Here is a 14,855-nt window from a genome sequence, read left to right on the forward strand (position 1 = left end):
ATCATAAAATTAACAAATGAGAGGAATTGTACTCAATCTCCAGCATGATTCAAAAATTGAATTGACTTCAGTAGCTGATCCTCAACCTAAAGCAGGTGAGGTGTTGGTCCGAATCAAAGCAGCTGCGCTAAACCATCGGGACGAGTGGTGTCGTCAGGGCCTATACCCAAATTTAAAGGACGGAATAATCCTTGGCTCGGATGGTGCAGGAGTGGTAGAAAAAGTTGGGGATGAAAAAGATAAATCTTGGGTAGGGAAAGATGTCATCATCAATCCCGCAATGAATTGGGGTTCAAATCAACGTGCTCAATCTAAGGAATTCTCAATTCTGGGGATGCCGCGCCATGGAACACTCGCAGAATTTTTGGTTGTTCCAGTCGACAGATTACATGAAAAACCTGAGCATCTCAATTGGGCCGAAGCGGCAGCCTTGCCATTGGCTAGCGTGACAGCATACCGAGCTTTAGTTTACCACGGGGGAATTCAAAAAGGTGACCAGGTTCTAGTTACAGGAATTGGGGGAGGAGTTGCGCAATTTGCAGCCCAATTTGCCATAGCCAAAGGAGCAAAACTTTCTGTGAGTAGCAGTAAAACTTATAAATTAGAACGTGCCAAAAGTGACGGGGCTGATTTTGTTTATAATTATCTCGATTCAACCTGGACAGGAAAATCACTTGAAGAGACAGGAGGCTTTGATGTAATTATTGACGGAGCAGCAGGTGATTCGCTAAATCAGCTTATTTCCGTGTGTAAACCGGGAGGAAAAATTGTCATTTATGGAGCAACAATGGGCAATCCCGGAAAAATTGAGGCACGGAAAGTATTTTGGAATCAGTTAAAAATCATGGGCTCCACCTTGGGGTCCGACCAGGATTTTCTGGAAATGCTTGCATTGGTCCATGAAAAACAAATCCGTCCAGTTGTTGATCGCGTTTTTACTTTTGCCGAGGCCACTTTGGCTTTTGACCGAATGAAGGCAGGGGATCAATTGGGAAAAATTGTTCTCACTCCTTGATTTCTTCATAAGTTTCAAGAAATTCTTTCTTAGCAACCCGATAAATCTCACTCTTTTCCAATGAAATAACGAGGTAATCTCCCGGTTTTACTACAATGGATTCCTTCCATGGAGCTTGGAATTCCATCAACCCTTCTGTGCTAAACTCATTAAGGTCTGCTGTAGAAACTTTCATAGCATAGATTTCACCTTTAGGACGATAGCAGCCCCATCCATTCCCGAGCGAATCCATCATCGTATATTTCTTTTCAAACGTGTCGGCTTTGATCAGGTAGCTTTCTTTGGCTGAGGTCTGATTTTCCACCAACCAATCTCCTTTTTCGGCTGTATTTCTGGTTTCAATCCCATCACTGGTTCGGGTCACTACAACCATACCGGGTTCAGCTTTTTTTGCTCGGATCAAGCTTTTCTTCTTGAAACGTTTCCCTTGACTTTCCATCAGGGGCAAAAAATGATTCAGCATTTCTTTCTGGGTGATCATGGTTAGACGAGATTTAATTGCTATCGCTCGCTTTTAAAATTAACAAAATGATTTTCATTCGGAAGTAGATTTTTTTTAAAAAACATGCTAATCCAAATCAGTTTCAAAAAGAAAATTTTGATAGGCATTTTGGAGTTCTTTAAGGGTTTTATCGGCTTTTTGAATTTTAGCCAAGTCAATTCCCTGTTCGAAAATATTCTTTGCCTTTTCGATTTGACCTAGCTCAAAAAAGAAATGAGCCGAAGGGAAATAAACAGGCAGGTAGTCCGAGTGGTTAAGTAATAATAAATCAAATAATCTGCCTGCTTCCGGGATGTCAATGTCCCTGATTTCCAATGCCAAAGCATAAAAATTGAAAGGGTTTTGAGGTTCTTCCCTTATATACTCTTTTAATAGCCGAAGCCTTTCCGAATTGCTCATGAATAGTTTTTTTATTAAGCCTAGCCTGTTATTTTCACGCAAAATAAATTTAATATAACCTAACTCTAAACCAATGAAGATTCTTGTTTGTATCACACACGTACCGGATACGACTTCCAAGATTCAGTTTACTGCCAACAATACCAAATTTGACACTGCTGGAGTTCAATTCATAATCGGACCATACGATGATTATGCTTTAGCAAGAGCTGTGGAGCTTAGAGATCAGACTGGAGGCACCTTGACTGCAATCAATGTCGGAGAAGTGGAGACCGAACCTACCTTAAGAAAGTCGCTTGCAATAGGAGCCGATGACGCCATTCGGGTCAATTCATTTCCCAAAGATTCCTTTTTTGTTGCCAAACAAATTGCTCATTATGCCAAAGAAGGCGGTTATGATCTGATTTTGATGGGGCGCGAGTCTATTGACTTCAATGGTGGAATGGTTCATGGTATGGTCGGTGAATTGCTGGGAATGCCTTCTTTTTCACCAGTGATGAAGCTGGAAGTTGAAGGTACAACTGTGAAAATGGCCCGTGAAATCGAAGGCGGTAAGGAAATGCTGGAAGCTAAACTGCCCCTGATTGCAGGATGTCAGGAGCCGATTGCAGAGTGGAAAATTCCAAATATGCGCGGAATCATGTCAGCACGGACCAAACCTCTGAAAGTGGTGGAGCCTGTAACGGACGAAACACAAGCAGCGGCAAGTAGCTATCAACTTCCACCGGCCAAAGGTTCTGTAAAGCTAATCGACAAAGACAATGTGGCCGAGCTGGTAAAATTGCTTAAAAACGAAGCAAAAGTACTTTAATCAAAATTTGGTAAACCCCATTATTTCAAGAAATTATGTCAATTTTAGTATATATCGAACATGCAGAGGGAAAGGTCAAAAAAACCAGTCTGGAAGCAGTTTCATTTGCAAATAAATTAGCAGCCCAGACAGGAGAAGGCGATGTGATCGCAGTAGCATTGGGTACTGTGGATTCGGCTGAGTTGGCTTCTGTTGGTAAGGCAGGTGCGGCAAAAGTGTTGCACGCCGATGATTCCAGGCTGACTGATGGAGTAATTCAGGCTCACGCATCGGCAGTAGCTCAAGCATTTACTGCCATTGGTACCAAGACTTTGGTTTTGGCCAAATCCTCCCTGGGTGATGCGGTAGCTGCGAGGCTGGCGATTAAACTGAATGCAGGTTTAGTATCCAATGTTGTGGAGCTTCCAAATACATCCAATGGTTATGTTGTCAAAAGGAGCATTTATACCGGTAAAGCTTTTGCAGAGACCACAATCACTACCGATAATAAAATCCTCGCAGTAAAGAAAAATGCGGTGGATTTGAAAACAGATGGAGGGGATGCCATCGTTGAAAAGCTGTCGGTCAACCTTTCAGATTCAGATTTTGCTTCGAAAATCATCACTACAGAAAGAGCTACCGGAGAAATTTTACTTCCAGAAGCAGATATTGTGGTGTCTGGCGGTCGTGGATTGAAAGGTCCGGAAAACTGGGGTATGATTGAAGATTTGGCCAAGACGCTAGGCGCTGCGACCGGATGTTCTAAGCCTGTATCAGATATTGGATGGAGACCGCACCATGAGCACGTAGGTCAAACAGGGGTAAAAGTTGCACCTACTTTGTATGTTGCAGTAGGAATTTCAGGAGCGATTCAACATCTTGCAGGGGTTAATTCCTCAAAATGCATAGTGGTGATCAACAAAGACCCAGAGGCGCCATTTTTCAAAGCTGCTGATTATGGGATCGTGGGAGATGCTTTTGAGGTGATACCTAAACTAACTGAGGCACTTAAAGCTGAACTTTAATTTTTGTGGAAAAACTGGTAGAACTTGAGATTTTGGGACTTTCTTCCAATCACTCCCAATCAGGGTCGTTTACCTTGGTTATGGGTGAAGTTGAAGGGAGTAGAAGATTGCCAATAGTCATTGGAATGTTTGAAGCTCAAGCTATAGCTATTGAGATAGAAAAAATTATTCCAAATCGACCCATGACGCATGATCTCTTCAGATCTTTTGCTGAAAGTTTCAAATTCAAAATTGACAAAATTGTCATCTCGGATATGAAAGAGGGAGTCTTCTATGCCAAAATTAATTGTAACAGTGATTCTACTCAGGTTGAAATAGACAGTCGTCCTTCTGATGCTATTGCAATTGCAGTGAGGTTCTCTGCAAGAATTTTCTGTTCGGAAAAAGTAATGGCTGAAGCGGCTATTGAATTTACCGAAGAGGACAAAAAGGAGGAAAGTAAAAAGGAAACGAAATCCGAACCTCAAAAGGTTGCCGTGAAAAAAGAAGGGTCTTTGAAGGATTTCAGCTTGGACAAGTTAAATCAACTGCTCGAGAAGGCCATCAATAATGAAGATTATGAACGGGCGGCCAGGATTCGAGACGAAATTAATAAGAGAAACTAATTCATTTAAAGCCCGGACTTCTTCGGGCTTTTTTCTTGTACTGGTTTGGCCTATTTTTAGCCTTTCTTTAATTTAATTGGAATTCATGGACTATTTGAGAGGAGCCCTTGGTTTATTTGTTATCGTAGTGGTAGCCTATATTTTTTCATCAAACAGAAAAAGGATCGACTGGAGACTAGTCCTGATTGGAATTACGCTTCAACTGGTATTTGGATTTCTTATCACCAAAGTTGAATTAGTTCGTGCTGGCTTTGAATTGCTCTCTCAAGGATTTGTTAAATTTCTAAGTTTCAGCGGAGCTGGGGCAAGTTTTATCTTTGGAGATCTGGCAGGGGACAGCTTTGGTTTCATCTTTGCCTTTAAGGTTCTTCCTACGATCATATTCTTTTCCACGGTTTCTTCAGGATTGTACTACCTCGGAATATTGCAAAAAATTGTTTTCGGTATTGCTTGGGTCATGGCCCGAACCATGAGGCTCTCTGGTCCCGAATCACTTTCAGCTGCCGGTAATATATTTCTCGGACAAACAGAAGCCCCACTTTTAGTGAGGCCATTTATTCCAACTATGAGCAAGTCGGAATTGATGTGTCTCATGACTGGAGGAATGGCAACCATAGCTGGAGGTGTCTTGGCTGGATATGTGGCTTTTCTTGGAGGAGAAAGTCTGGAGGAGCAAAGTAAATTTGCAGCATACCTGCTCGGAGCAAGTATTATGAATGCGCCTGCTGCGATTGTATTATCAAAGATTTTTATTCCTGAAACTGAAAAAGAAATCAAACAGGATAAGCTTGAAGTGAACGAAGAAGCAATGGGGGTCAATTTGATTGATGCAATGTCTATCGGCGCTGCTGAAGGCTTAAAACTTGCTCTAAATGTAGGAGGGATGCTACTTGCATTCATTGCTGTAATTGCGGCTGTCAATTTTGGTCTTAGTGGACTGATTGGGGAGTACACCGGATTAAATTCATTTGTAGAAAGCTCCACGAATGGGCAATTCAAGGGGTTTTCGCTCGAATATATCTTTGGTCAGATGTTCCGGGTTTTCGCTTGGGTAATTGGCGTAGATTGGGTGGATACCTTGCAGGTTGGCAGTCTTTTGGGTCAGAAAACCGTGATCAACGAATTTGTCGCTTACTTGAGTTTGGCAGATATGAAAGAAGCCGGAACCTTAAGCACCAAGTCTGTGGTGATCGCAACATATGCACTTTGTGGTTTTTCAAATTTTAGCTCGATTGCAATCCAATTGGGTGGAATCTCCATTATTGCACCAAATCAGCAGGGCAACCTAAGTCGCTTAGGATTTAAGTCTTTGGCGGCGGCATCCTTGGCATGCCTAATGACTGCAACCATTGCAGGAATGCTATTTTAAAGGCCTTAATAAAAATCAAACAAGCCCGATTTTCATCAAAATCGGGCTTTTTTGTTTAGTGCACTATTGTGACGGTTTTGACCCTAAAACTTGGTGTTAGCTTCTATAGTTTACTATTGGTGCTCGTCCCGCAGCAGGTCATTTACGGTCTTTACAGGATTGAAAGTGATCAATGGAACTTCAACAAAAAGGGTATTCCAGCCCGCCATCGCCCCATTCCAAAGTCCCGGAAGTTCCAGTGCTTTAAGATCTCGACCGCTTTTCGATTTTTCTGTGATAAAGCCCGTCTGCATGTCTCTGAATTTCAAAAGATCGAATGAATGACCTTTGTAATCTTTGGTTCCGCATACCAAATCAACAGGATTGAAATGAGTGGAAGCGCTAAAATGTTTTTTTGAATTAGGGTCATTTAAGTCAATTTGAGCTGTTTCAAGGATTTGAAGTGATAGTGAGCCATCCTCTTCCTCAATCCAAAACGGACCACCTCCGGGTTCTCCTGTGTTTTTCACCATTCCGCATACCCGAATCGGACGGTTAAGTTTTCCTTTCAAAAAGCCTGCAACTTCTTCTAATGATCCGGAGGAGATTGGAGCAGGAATTTTACCCCCCAAATCCGCATTGTACACTTGGGCAGCAAAGCCTACACTTTCGTGATCAATAGCCAAATCCAGTCCCCTTAATGCTTCAAAGACTTTTTCCTGCACTTCCAAAAGTATACCTGCTATCGCCATTTTGAAGGTTTTGGTAGGCTCTTTCAATCGGTCAGGAACCACATTGTCGATGTTTTTGATGAAAATCAGATCGGCATTGATGTCATTTAGATTTTCCAACAAAGCCCCGTGACCGGCAGGCCGGAATAGTAAATTTCTGTCTTCTTCCTCGAATGGTTCATTTTCCATCGTCACAGCAATTGTATCAGTGGACTTCTTTTGCTGAGAATAGGTGACTTCAAACTCCACACCGCTGGAGGCCTTTAATCCGGGAAGTACCTTGCCGATTTCGGTTTTAAATTTCTCCTCATGCTCAGGTGAAACTGTAAAATGAATTTTGACTGTGTTGCCTTTGCCAATTCCGTACTGTAAACCTTCTACTAAATGCTCCTGTGCAGGAGTTCTGTTTTCAGAAGGATACGCATGAAATCGCAATAGTCCTTTTGGTAAATTACCGTAACCCAGGCCTTCATCAGAAAGTAACTCGTTGACGATGCTTTTATAATCTTTGGCATCGAGGCAAGATTGAAGACTGTTTCCTTTTGACTTTAAGGAATCATCCAAATCTGTAAAAAAAGCAAATTTGGAAAGATTCGAAATGAATTTTTGGACAAAACTGCTTTTGGAAAGGTCGCCATCACTTTCAAGAAATGAGAACAAATCCTTAAACATTCTGGATGCCGCACCCGATGCCGGCACAAATTTCACCACATCAATTTTTGAAGCTTTTTCAGGGTAGGTTTGGCTGAAATGAGCCAATTCCGATTCGGAAAGGACTTTGATGCCATCTACCGGGGTGGCTGGAGCAGTTATTTTCAAAAATGGAAATCCGTTTTTGAAATTTTCAATTTGTTGGACGACAATATCAGGATTCATGCCCTGTGCCAGCACTTTATCTTTGAGGCCTGTATTCATGGTTTTATGGGTTATAAAAGTTGCAAATGTAAGATAACAGGCTTCTGGGCTTAGCTCAAATTCGCCTTGCTATTTTTCAAAAAAAACTTAGAGAATCAATCCCCAATTCCTTAAAATCCCATTCTTTTCAAAAACTCCTCCCGTTTTCCGGGAGAAATACTGACCTGCTTGTCGTTGTTCATCAAAATGTAACCACCCTCCGCCCTTACAAATTTTTTCACCTCCCCAAGATTTATCAAAAAGCTATTGTGAACACGCATGAAATTGCTGTCCTGAAGCATGTTTTCGTATTCTTTTAGGTTTTTGCTTACAACCAGTTTTCTTCTATCAGTCAAATGGAAGTCGGTATAAGAGCCATTTGCTTCGCAAAATAATATTTCCTTTGTTGGAATGAATTCAATTCCTTCAGCAGTCGAAAGACAGATTTTTCGATTTTCTTTCGTTCCGTCTTTAATGTTACTTAAAAGATTTTCGAGTAGAATTTTCCGGTTTTCGGATTCCCTTAGTTTTTTGGCTTTTTGAACTGAAATGATCAGCTCTTCCAGATCGATTGGTTTCAGCAAATAGTCGATTGAACTGAACTTGATTGCTTTGATCGCATAGTGCTCAAAAGCTGTAGTAAAAATCAAATGGAAATCAAGATGTTGAACTTTTTGAAGGACCTCAAAACCTGTCCCTGTTTGCAATTCGATATCCATAAAAACCAAGTCTGGGCGCTGTTGGGAGATTTTTTCCACCGCCTCGGTGACATTTGAAGCGGTGTCCAAGACCTCAACTTCAGGGCAATATTCTTGCAAAAAACTCCTCAAAGTTTCCCTGCTGTGATATTCATCTTCAACGATGATTACATTTAGTTTAGGACTCATTGTTTTGGCAGTTTAATGGAGATTTTTGTTCCTTCATCCAGGTCTTCGATAATAATTTGAGGTTGATTACCAATTTCATTTACCATCTTAAGGCGTTCTTCAGTGAGAGTCATCCCCCGTGAAGGTCGATGAATGTTACCCTTTGCAGCAGCAGAAGCATTTCTTCCGATTCCATTGTCTTCTACTTCGCAAAGAATATGGGTCCTTTTGTCAAAAAAACGAATCCAAACCTTACGGTCCCCAAACTGTTTGGGCATCAGACCATGTTTGATTGCATTTTCCACGAAAGGCTGCACAATCAGCATCGGAACTTCCTGGTAGTTTAATTCTGAGTTTTTAGGGAAATCAATTTCATAAGAAAAGCTGTGATCAAATCTTAGCGATTCGAGATCAAGGTAGACTCGAAGAAGTTCGACTTCTTTTTCCAATGTCACATGTATATCAATGGAGTTTTCTAAAATCTGCCTCACAAATTTGCTGAATTTGGAGAGGTAAGAGAGGGCAGCATCTTTTTGGCCGCTGTTGATCAAATGCTGAATTGAACTTAGGCTGTTGAATATAAAATGGGGATTGATTTGTGCACGTAGCGCACCCAATTTGGTCTGAAAAGCATCTTTTTCAGCTGATTGCTTTTCTTGGCTTATGGTTTTGATTTTGTAAGAAAGCCCAAGCGCAAAAATGGTGCTTTCTATGGCCGAACCTGCAATCATGTAATCTAATTTTAGGAAAAACATGGTCATCAATGCACCTGATGTGAAGATCAAGGTACCGGCAATGACAAAGTATTTGAGTTTTGTAGGGTAGAAAAACCAGAGATAGATAACTCCGAATAAAGCAAAACCAGCCATGAAATAGCGTTGTACGTCCATCAATTGAGATTGAAATAGACTGTAAGGATTGAAAAATATGATAATTGAGTTGATCAATACCATCCCCATTAGCATCAGCGCTATTCCTTTGACAAGGTGGTCAAATGTGGGAGTTACTCGGGGAAATTCCAGAAAATATCGGATAAACAACAGATAAAAAAGATTGATCAGCAACTGAGAGACAGTGGTCAGCCAAAAGTAAAACCATGGAAAGTCAAACCCGAAATAATACGCAAGATTTGGGCTGATTCGAGAATAATAGATTAGTTGAAATAATAGAAAGGCCCCATAATAAATGAATTGATACTCCTTGACATAAATGAAGAGGATCAGATTAAATATCATCAAAACGGCTGCTACACCTAAAAAGAAATAGGCCAGTACCTGAACTTTGAAGGAGTTTGGACCTATATAACCCGCCAAAAGATTATGTGCTTCTGGAGTAGAAAAGGCAAAAATCTTTTTATCCAAATCAGGGGTACCTCTTAAGTATCTAGACTTGATAAAGAGCTTAGTGCTGTCAAAAAGATCAGAAACTGATATTGGAACATAATGAAGATTCTGATGTTTGCTTCGCTTCAGGTCATTCTCAGCCATCAGTGTCAGGTTGAGTTCTTTAATTTTTCCTGAAGAGAATAGGTACAATTGACTAATCTCCACACCTCCGGGATAAAAATAGATCGTGTCAGCCTGATTAATAATTTTCGAATGAGCTGAAAAATCGACTTCAAACCAGTATTCATAATTTCGGTGAGCAATACCAGGAGGCTCCTTTTGATTAAATAGTCCATTTGAGGATAGGTCTAAAATGGAATCAATGTTGGCTGGATTTTCTAGCCGTAGAACCCTAGGGACCAGAGTCACCTGGTAACTTGCTGATAAGTCTTGAGCAAATGCAGTTGTCGCCAGGAGGAAAAAATGGAATAGTAAAAAATTAGTGATCTTCATTATTATGCAAGATTTGGAAACCGGATATGAACAGCTTTACACTCATCTATTTCATCAGGACAAGTTTGCAAGCCCACTTTACTTGTAATCTCAAAGGGCCTGATTTCATTCAAAAGTGAAATATAATCTTGCCAAGACGTGATTGATTTGAAGTAATCGGAATCAATGTCTTGTCCTTTTGCCTTTACCTTGTTGTTTATCAGTACCTTAAGATCTACTTTTTCTTTCTCAAGTGAAAATTCAATTTGGATTCCCAGGTTTCCGTCTGAAAGGTGAATTTGCTCTTCCAATAAATTCTCAATGAGACTTTGGACGATAATGGAAGGGATTTTAGCCTGAGGATACTCCATTAGGCCTTTGCTGATTACGTTGTATCGAAGTTTTTCTCCATACCTCAAGCTTTGAAGCTGCAGGTACCAATCGATCATCTGGATCTCCTCTGAAACCAAAACTGAATCTTTCTGAAGTTGTAAAAGAAAATATCTGAGCAGTTTGCCGAAAATGCTCAAGAAGCGCAAAGAGGATCGCTTATCCTCTGTGAGAATGTAATGTTGAATCGCATTAAGTGAGTTAAATACAAAATGAGGACTCAACTGAGCCGAAATTGCCTCAATTTGAAGCCGAGCTGCTTTTTGCTGAATCTTCCATCGCTCAAATTGCTCAGCTTTTGCCTTTTTTTCGGCTCGGATTCGAGCAATTTGTCCAGCGTAGATAGACGCTACAGAAAGCAGGATTCGTACGTGTTGTGTTGTGAAAAAGTCAATTTCGGAGTTTTCACTGTCGATCACACCGATCACCTTCCCTTCCAGAAGAATTGGTACGGTGATTTCTGAAAGTCTAAACTGATCATCTTTAATATAAGCAGGTTCTTTTCTTGTGTCTGGGACAATCAAAGGGAGACCCGTTTGCGCAACTTTCCCAGTTACACCTTTCCCCACCGGGATCTTGATCGCATTCAACAGTTGGTTTCCTTCAGGGTTTTTGGGGCCTAAGGCTGCCTTTTGAACCAAATACTCTCCAGACTCATCCAGGAGATAAACCACTGCATCCTCGAAACCTAAAATTGAAATGCAGTTTCTTACCATATCCCAAAGAATCTCCTCCTCAGATTCCATCGAAAACATGGAGGAGGAAAAGTGAAATAGAATCTCTTCGATTTCATTGGGTTGAATGGTCTTCATCAAATTCATTTTCAGCGAATTTAAGATACAGCTTTTGACGCTTTTTGATTAAGGCAGCGGACTGAATAGTTTGAAAGCTACCAATCAGTAAGTCCTAAATTCCATTCAATTGACAGATTGGGTTTTTCGGTTGATGAAATAAAATTTTGAATAGATAAGTCCAAAAGACATGCGAAAAATCAGTTTACAACGATAATTCAAGCTTTTCTAGTTAGAAAAAATAAAAGTAGAATTCCATCAATTGAAACTGTCCATTGGTGAATTCTTCGCTATCAAGGATGTATAGCTCCGGTAAGTTTGAATCAGTAAAAGGGAAAATCCCTGAAATGAAACAAATTCAAATCTTATTACATCATGAAAAGGAACAGGTTAGTTTTATTATCTGGTATTATAATGCTTATAAATGCATGTGATCCAGTTCTTCAGGAGGATGCAAATCATCTGAACGAAGAATTGACAATAGGGGGAAATGATCTGAATGCAAGGAAAGGATACGATCTGAAAATCAACCAAAAAATGTTTCAGATCTACGGTCTTACTGAGCTTGCCTACGATGATTTGGGTAGTGAGGAGGCAATTCAGGAAGCCAAGCTTTTTGTCAGAAAACAGGGAAGAGAAGAATTTATCGAAGAAATGATCAGAAAATCCGTCAAAAAGTATGATAACATTATCTTAAAACGCGGAGTGTTTTTAAGTCCGGAAGCCAGGAGAAATCATGCAAGAATGGCTGAAGGGGAGCATGAGATTGAATATGATATTCTTGCTGGATTTGATGCCGCTGCTTTTGATGTATTCATCAAAATTCCGGATATACCCGGTGAGTCTGGGGATAAAAAATACGAGTTGGTAAAGACTTTTCGGGGACCGGGAAATTCCGGAAACTGCATTTTTCCGCTCTGCGGTGGTTGGTCCGTGAATAAACCTCAAGTGATGGATATTAGTGATTTCATAGGGACCTTAATTCCAAGGTATGGCCTAGATCCCGTGACATTGGGTGAAGCAGTCAATCAACTGGAGATCAATTCAGGTATTGATCCCGTGGCGATCGGATTGCTTTTGCCTGCTGTTCAAAAATTTAGAGATGAAACTGCGGGAAGTTCACGAAAAGCCGAGGATTTTGCTTTGAAATTATTGCAAACTCTTGATCTGGAAGATCCGGAAAATTGGATTGATTTTCTCCAGGCAGGAGGAATTGGAGCTTTGGATAAATTTATTTTCAGGGCCTTTGATATTGGTGAGGATTTGGACTGGGCGGTAATTCAGCTTAATCGAGCCAAGTATGAAATGGAAATGTTCTACCTATGGGAGACCTTTTGGGAAGAAAACCAAGCCGATCCTACTACTGGCAGATGAAGCCAAGAAAGACTAAAAAAGCTCTGAAAATCAGAGCTTTTTTAGTCTAAATTTAATCCTGTCACCAGCTCTTTTTTGAGCTAAAATCCATTGACTTTCCTCATCCAATTGAAGAATACGCGGATAGCCTCCTGTGACTTGTGCATCTTTCAGAAGGATTATTAATTTTCCTCCTGAGGTGAGCTGAACTGTTCCCGGGAATACTGGATTAGTAGGGAGTTCGGGCAGATCATTTTCCAAAAGCTCCAAAAGCTGCGCACCCATACGGTTAGATTGTTGAGAAATGCGAAAGGTTTGGCCTATGAGTTTTTCCCGGAGGTTTTCTTTGAGCAGGTGGAAATCAGGACCTGGATAGGCAAATACTTCTTCTTCCCTGTACCATTCTGTGGGCCATTTGGCCTTGGCATTGAAGACAGGAGAAGCCTCAGAATCCATAAAATATTGGATTTTGGTTCCTTTATGTAAAATAGAATCTTCTGTCAATCCCTTGTATTGGCTCCTCGAACCCAGGATTTTTGGCGATTTGAATCCGTATTTAATTCCAATATAAACTATTGAGCCACTCAGAAAAGCCCCTATTTCCAGTAGATCCTTGGATTGTATTGCTATCAGATTTGATTTTTCAATTAGTTGATCATTCAGTCTGACAATTGCTTCTGCTCCTGCGATAGCTATGCAGGTTGGAGAATCAAATTGAATCTGAAAACCGGGCTGAGAAACTTCAAGAACAGCGTCATTCACTTCATTTTGAAGAATATGATTAATCCAGGCAAATGACTTCATATCCAGTGCACCGGATAGCGGGATACCGAAATTTGCCTGACCTCTGCGTCCCAAATCTTGGATAGATGAACCCGGACCTGTCTTCAAGACTGTTGCTATGGCCATTTCTTTGCTCATCTTTTTCTTGGGTATGGAGGTGAGGCCAGCATTTTTTCCATATGGTCTGAATCGATGGGTTCAAATTTTAATTGATCCCCCGGGGATGCCCATACTGGAGGGCTCTTTTTGACATCAAATAATTCAACCGGAGTTTGTCCGATGATGTGCCATCCCCCGGGACTTGCCTGCGGATAAATCCCGGTTTGCCTTCCGCCGATAGCCACAGAACCAGGTTCTACTAATCGGTCCGGAACAGATTTTCGAGGTGTATGAAGTTGCTCTGGTAGTCCATTCAAGTATGGAAATCCTGGTAAAAATCCGAAAAAATGTAGCCTGTAAACGGCAGAAGAATGGAGTTCAATGAGTTCATTCACTCTGATTCGATGCGATACCGCCAAGGATCCAAGATCCGGTCCATAATCAAATCCATAACAAACCGGAATTTCCCAAATTTGAGACGAAAGGGTTTTGGGTTTGATTTTGAATTTTTGAAACTGCTTCTGAAAAGTAGATTGAGCTTCGGAGGTTCTCCAAATAATACTGACTGCCGTAAATCCCTGTCGAGCCTCCAATACATGCTCTTTCCATTCTTTTTCCAAGAACTCCATCCATCCCAATTGCTTGGAAAGCAAGAAATCATCCGGTTTTACATCCCATTTAAGTTCTCCTGCAGTAGGACTGATGACAATATAATGAGCGGTTAATTCCAAAATTGTTCGCGGATAAAAGGTAAAAATCCCATAATTCCCGGATTATCTCCGTGAAAGCAGATGGTGTCGGCTTGAACAGGAAGTAATTTACCGGTATAAGTCCGGATTTTTGAATCCTTGAAAAAGGAGATTAGGTGTTGAAATACCTGATTCTGCTGAGTAAGAAGGGAATTATTCAGTGAGCGATTGACCAGTTTGAAATTATCCTGATAAGCTCGATCTCCGAAAATTTCTCTTTTGACGGGTAAGTTTTTTTTTATGGCCATCTTTTCGATTTCTGAATATGGAGGAACAAAAAGGGGTGTTTTTGGAAATTCCTGAATTAAAAAATTAATCAAAACCTTCGCCAAGGCCTTATTTTGAGCAGCATCATTGTATAAAGCACCGTGAAATTTGATATGATCGAGCTCAATATTTTCTTCTTTGGCAACCTCCTGGAATAATGTAATCTGATTTCGAAGACTTTCGATGAGTTCTTCAGGATAAATTGACATTGACTTTCTGCCAAAGTTTTCTTGATCTGGGTAGGAGGGATGAGCACCTGCTTTTTTTCCAAATTTCTTTACCAATTTCAATGTTGCTCTGATTGATTCACGATTTCCGAAATGTCCTCCGCAAGCAATACTTGCCAGATCGATCAGCGGAATAATAGCAGCTTCATTTGGTATTCCCTCTCCAAGGTCACAGTTGATGGTGTAATAGGGTTGGGGCATGAG

At 40.8% G+C, this 14,855-nt stretch carries 15 protein-coding genes; 6 read left to right on the top strand and 9 right to left on the bottom strand.

Annotation, left to right across the window (positions count from 1 at the left end; genetic code table 11):
* Positions 1–16: 16 nt before the first annotated feature.
* Positions 17–1,015 carry a zinc-binding dehydrogenase gene (locus Q8M62_RS15150; RefSeq protein WP_304901596.1) on the top strand — a complete coding sequence of 333 codons (999 nt, stop codon included), beginning with the start codon at positions 17–19 and terminating at the stop codon, positions 1,013–1,015.
* Here Q8M62_RS15150 and Q8M62_RS15155 read toward each other — a convergent pair.
* Together Q8M62_RS15155 and Q8M62_RS15160 are read right to left on the bottom strand one after the other, a co-directional pair.
* A complete protein-coding gene (locus Q8M62_RS15155; RefSeq protein ID WP_304901595.1) occupies positions 1,005–1,496 on the bottom strand; it encodes a hypothetical protein in 492 nt (163 codons plus the stop codon). The genes Q8M62_RS15150 and Q8M62_RS15155 overlap by 11 nt on opposite strands.
* 87 nt (positions 1,497–1,583) lie before the next feature.
* The gene (locus Q8M62_RS15160; protein ID WP_304901594.1) at positions 1,584–1,916 is read right to left on the bottom strand and encodes a M48 family metallopeptidase; all 333 of its coding nucleotides are present in this window, start codon (positions 1,914–1,916) and stop codon (positions 1,584–1,586) included.
* A 73-nt stretch (positions 1,917–1,989) separates the two neighbouring features.
* On the opposite strand from Q8M62_RS15160, the gene Q8M62_RS15165 reads away from it, so the two are divergent.
* From Q8M62_RS15165 to Q8M62_RS15180, 4 genes are all read left to right on the top strand, one after another.
* Positions 1,990–2,727: an electron transfer flavoprotein subunit beta/FixA family protein gene (locus Q8M62_RS15165; protein WP_092729795.1), complete on the top strand. Its 738-nt coding sequence runs from the start codon at positions 1,990–1,992 to the stop codon at positions 2,725–2,727.
* A 35-nt stretch (positions 2,728–2,762) separates the two neighbouring features.
* Positions 2,763–3,731, top strand: coding sequence for an electron transfer flavoprotein subunit alpha/FixB family protein (locus Q8M62_RS15170; RefSeq protein WP_304901593.1), 969 nt, complete (start codon positions 2,763–2,765; stop codon positions 3,729–3,731).
* A 5-nt stretch (positions 3,732–3,736) separates the two neighbouring features.
* The gene (locus tag Q8M62_RS15175; RefSeq protein ID WP_304901592.1) at positions 3,737–4,336 is read left to right on the top strand and encodes a bifunctional nuclease family protein; all 600 of its coding nucleotides are present in this window, start codon (positions 3,737–3,739) and stop codon (positions 4,334–4,336) included.
* 85 nt (positions 4,337–4,421) lie between these two features.
* Positions 4,422–5,705, top strand: a complete 1,284-nt coding sequence (locus Q8M62_RS15180; RefSeq protein ID WP_304901591.1) for a NupC/NupG family nucleoside CNT transporter — start codon at positions 4,422–4,424, stop codon at positions 5,703–5,705.
* Positions 5,706–5,818: 113 nt separating this feature from the next.
* On the opposite strand, the gene Q8M62_RS15185 is transcribed toward Q8M62_RS15180, so the two are convergent.
* From Q8M62_RS15185 to Q8M62_RS15200, 4 genes are all read right to left on the bottom strand, one after another.
* Positions 5,819–7,330, bottom strand: a complete 1,512-nt coding sequence (locus Q8M62_RS15185) for a DUF4301 family protein (RefSeq protein ID WP_304901590.1) — start codon at positions 7,328–7,330, stop codon at positions 5,819–5,821.
* A 110-nt stretch (positions 7,331–7,440) separates the two neighbouring features.
* Complete coding sequence (locus Q8M62_RS15190) at positions 7,441–8,196, bottom strand: LytTR family DNA-binding domain-containing protein (RefSeq protein WP_304901589.1); 756 nt, start codon at positions 8,194–8,196, stop codon at positions 7,441–7,443.
* Entirely contained in the window at positions 8,193–10,013 is a 1,821-nt protein-coding gene (locus Q8M62_RS15195) for a sensor histidine kinase (protein WP_304901588.1), read from the bottom strand. Before Q8M62_RS15195 ends, Q8M62_RS15190 begins: the two co-directional genes overlap by 4 nt.
* A gap of 2 nt (positions 10,014–10,015) precedes the next feature.
* Entirely contained in the window at positions 10,016–11,203 is a 1,188-nt protein-coding gene (locus Q8M62_RS15200) for a histidine kinase (protein ID WP_304901587.1), read from the bottom strand.
* 384 nt (positions 11,204–11,587) lie between these two features.
* Here Q8M62_RS15200 and Q8M62_RS15205 point away from each other — a divergent pair, with 384 nt between their 5' ends.
* Complete coding sequence (locus tag Q8M62_RS15205) at positions 11,588–12,547, top strand: hypothetical protein (protein ID WP_304901586.1); 960 nt, start codon at positions 11,588–11,590, stop codon at positions 12,545–12,547.
* A 30-nt stretch (positions 12,548–12,577) separates the two neighbouring features.
* Here the strand turns inward: Q8M62_RS15205 and Q8M62_RS15210 are convergent, their stop codons facing one another.
* From Q8M62_RS15210 to Q8M62_RS15220, 3 genes are read right to left on the bottom strand one after another with little or no spacing between them, the layout of a single operon-like run.
* Positions 12,578–13,447 carry a biotin-dependent carboxyltransferase family protein gene (locus Q8M62_RS15210; protein ID WP_304901585.1) on the bottom strand — a complete coding sequence of 290 codons (870 nt, stop codon included), beginning with the start codon at positions 13,445–13,447 and terminating at the stop codon, positions 12,578–12,580.
* Entirely contained in the window at positions 13,444–14,139 is a 696-nt protein-coding gene (gene pxpB / locus Q8M62_RS15215; protein ID WP_304901584.1) for a 5-oxoprolinase subunit PxpB, read from the bottom strand. Before pxpB ends, Q8M62_RS15210 begins: the two co-directional genes overlap by 4 nt.
* Entirely contained in the window at positions 14,130–14,852 is a 723-nt protein-coding gene (locus tag Q8M62_RS15220; protein ID WP_304901583.1) for a LamB/YcsF family protein, read from the bottom strand. Before Q8M62_RS15220 ends, pxpB begins: the two co-directional genes overlap by 10 nt.
* Positions 14,853–14,855 lie beyond the last annotated feature (3 nt).

Source organism: Algoriphagus sp., assembly GCF_030694375.1.
Taxonomy (GTDB): domain Bacteria; phylum Bacteroidota; class Bacteroidia; order Cytophagales; family Cyclobacteriaceae; genus Algoriphagus.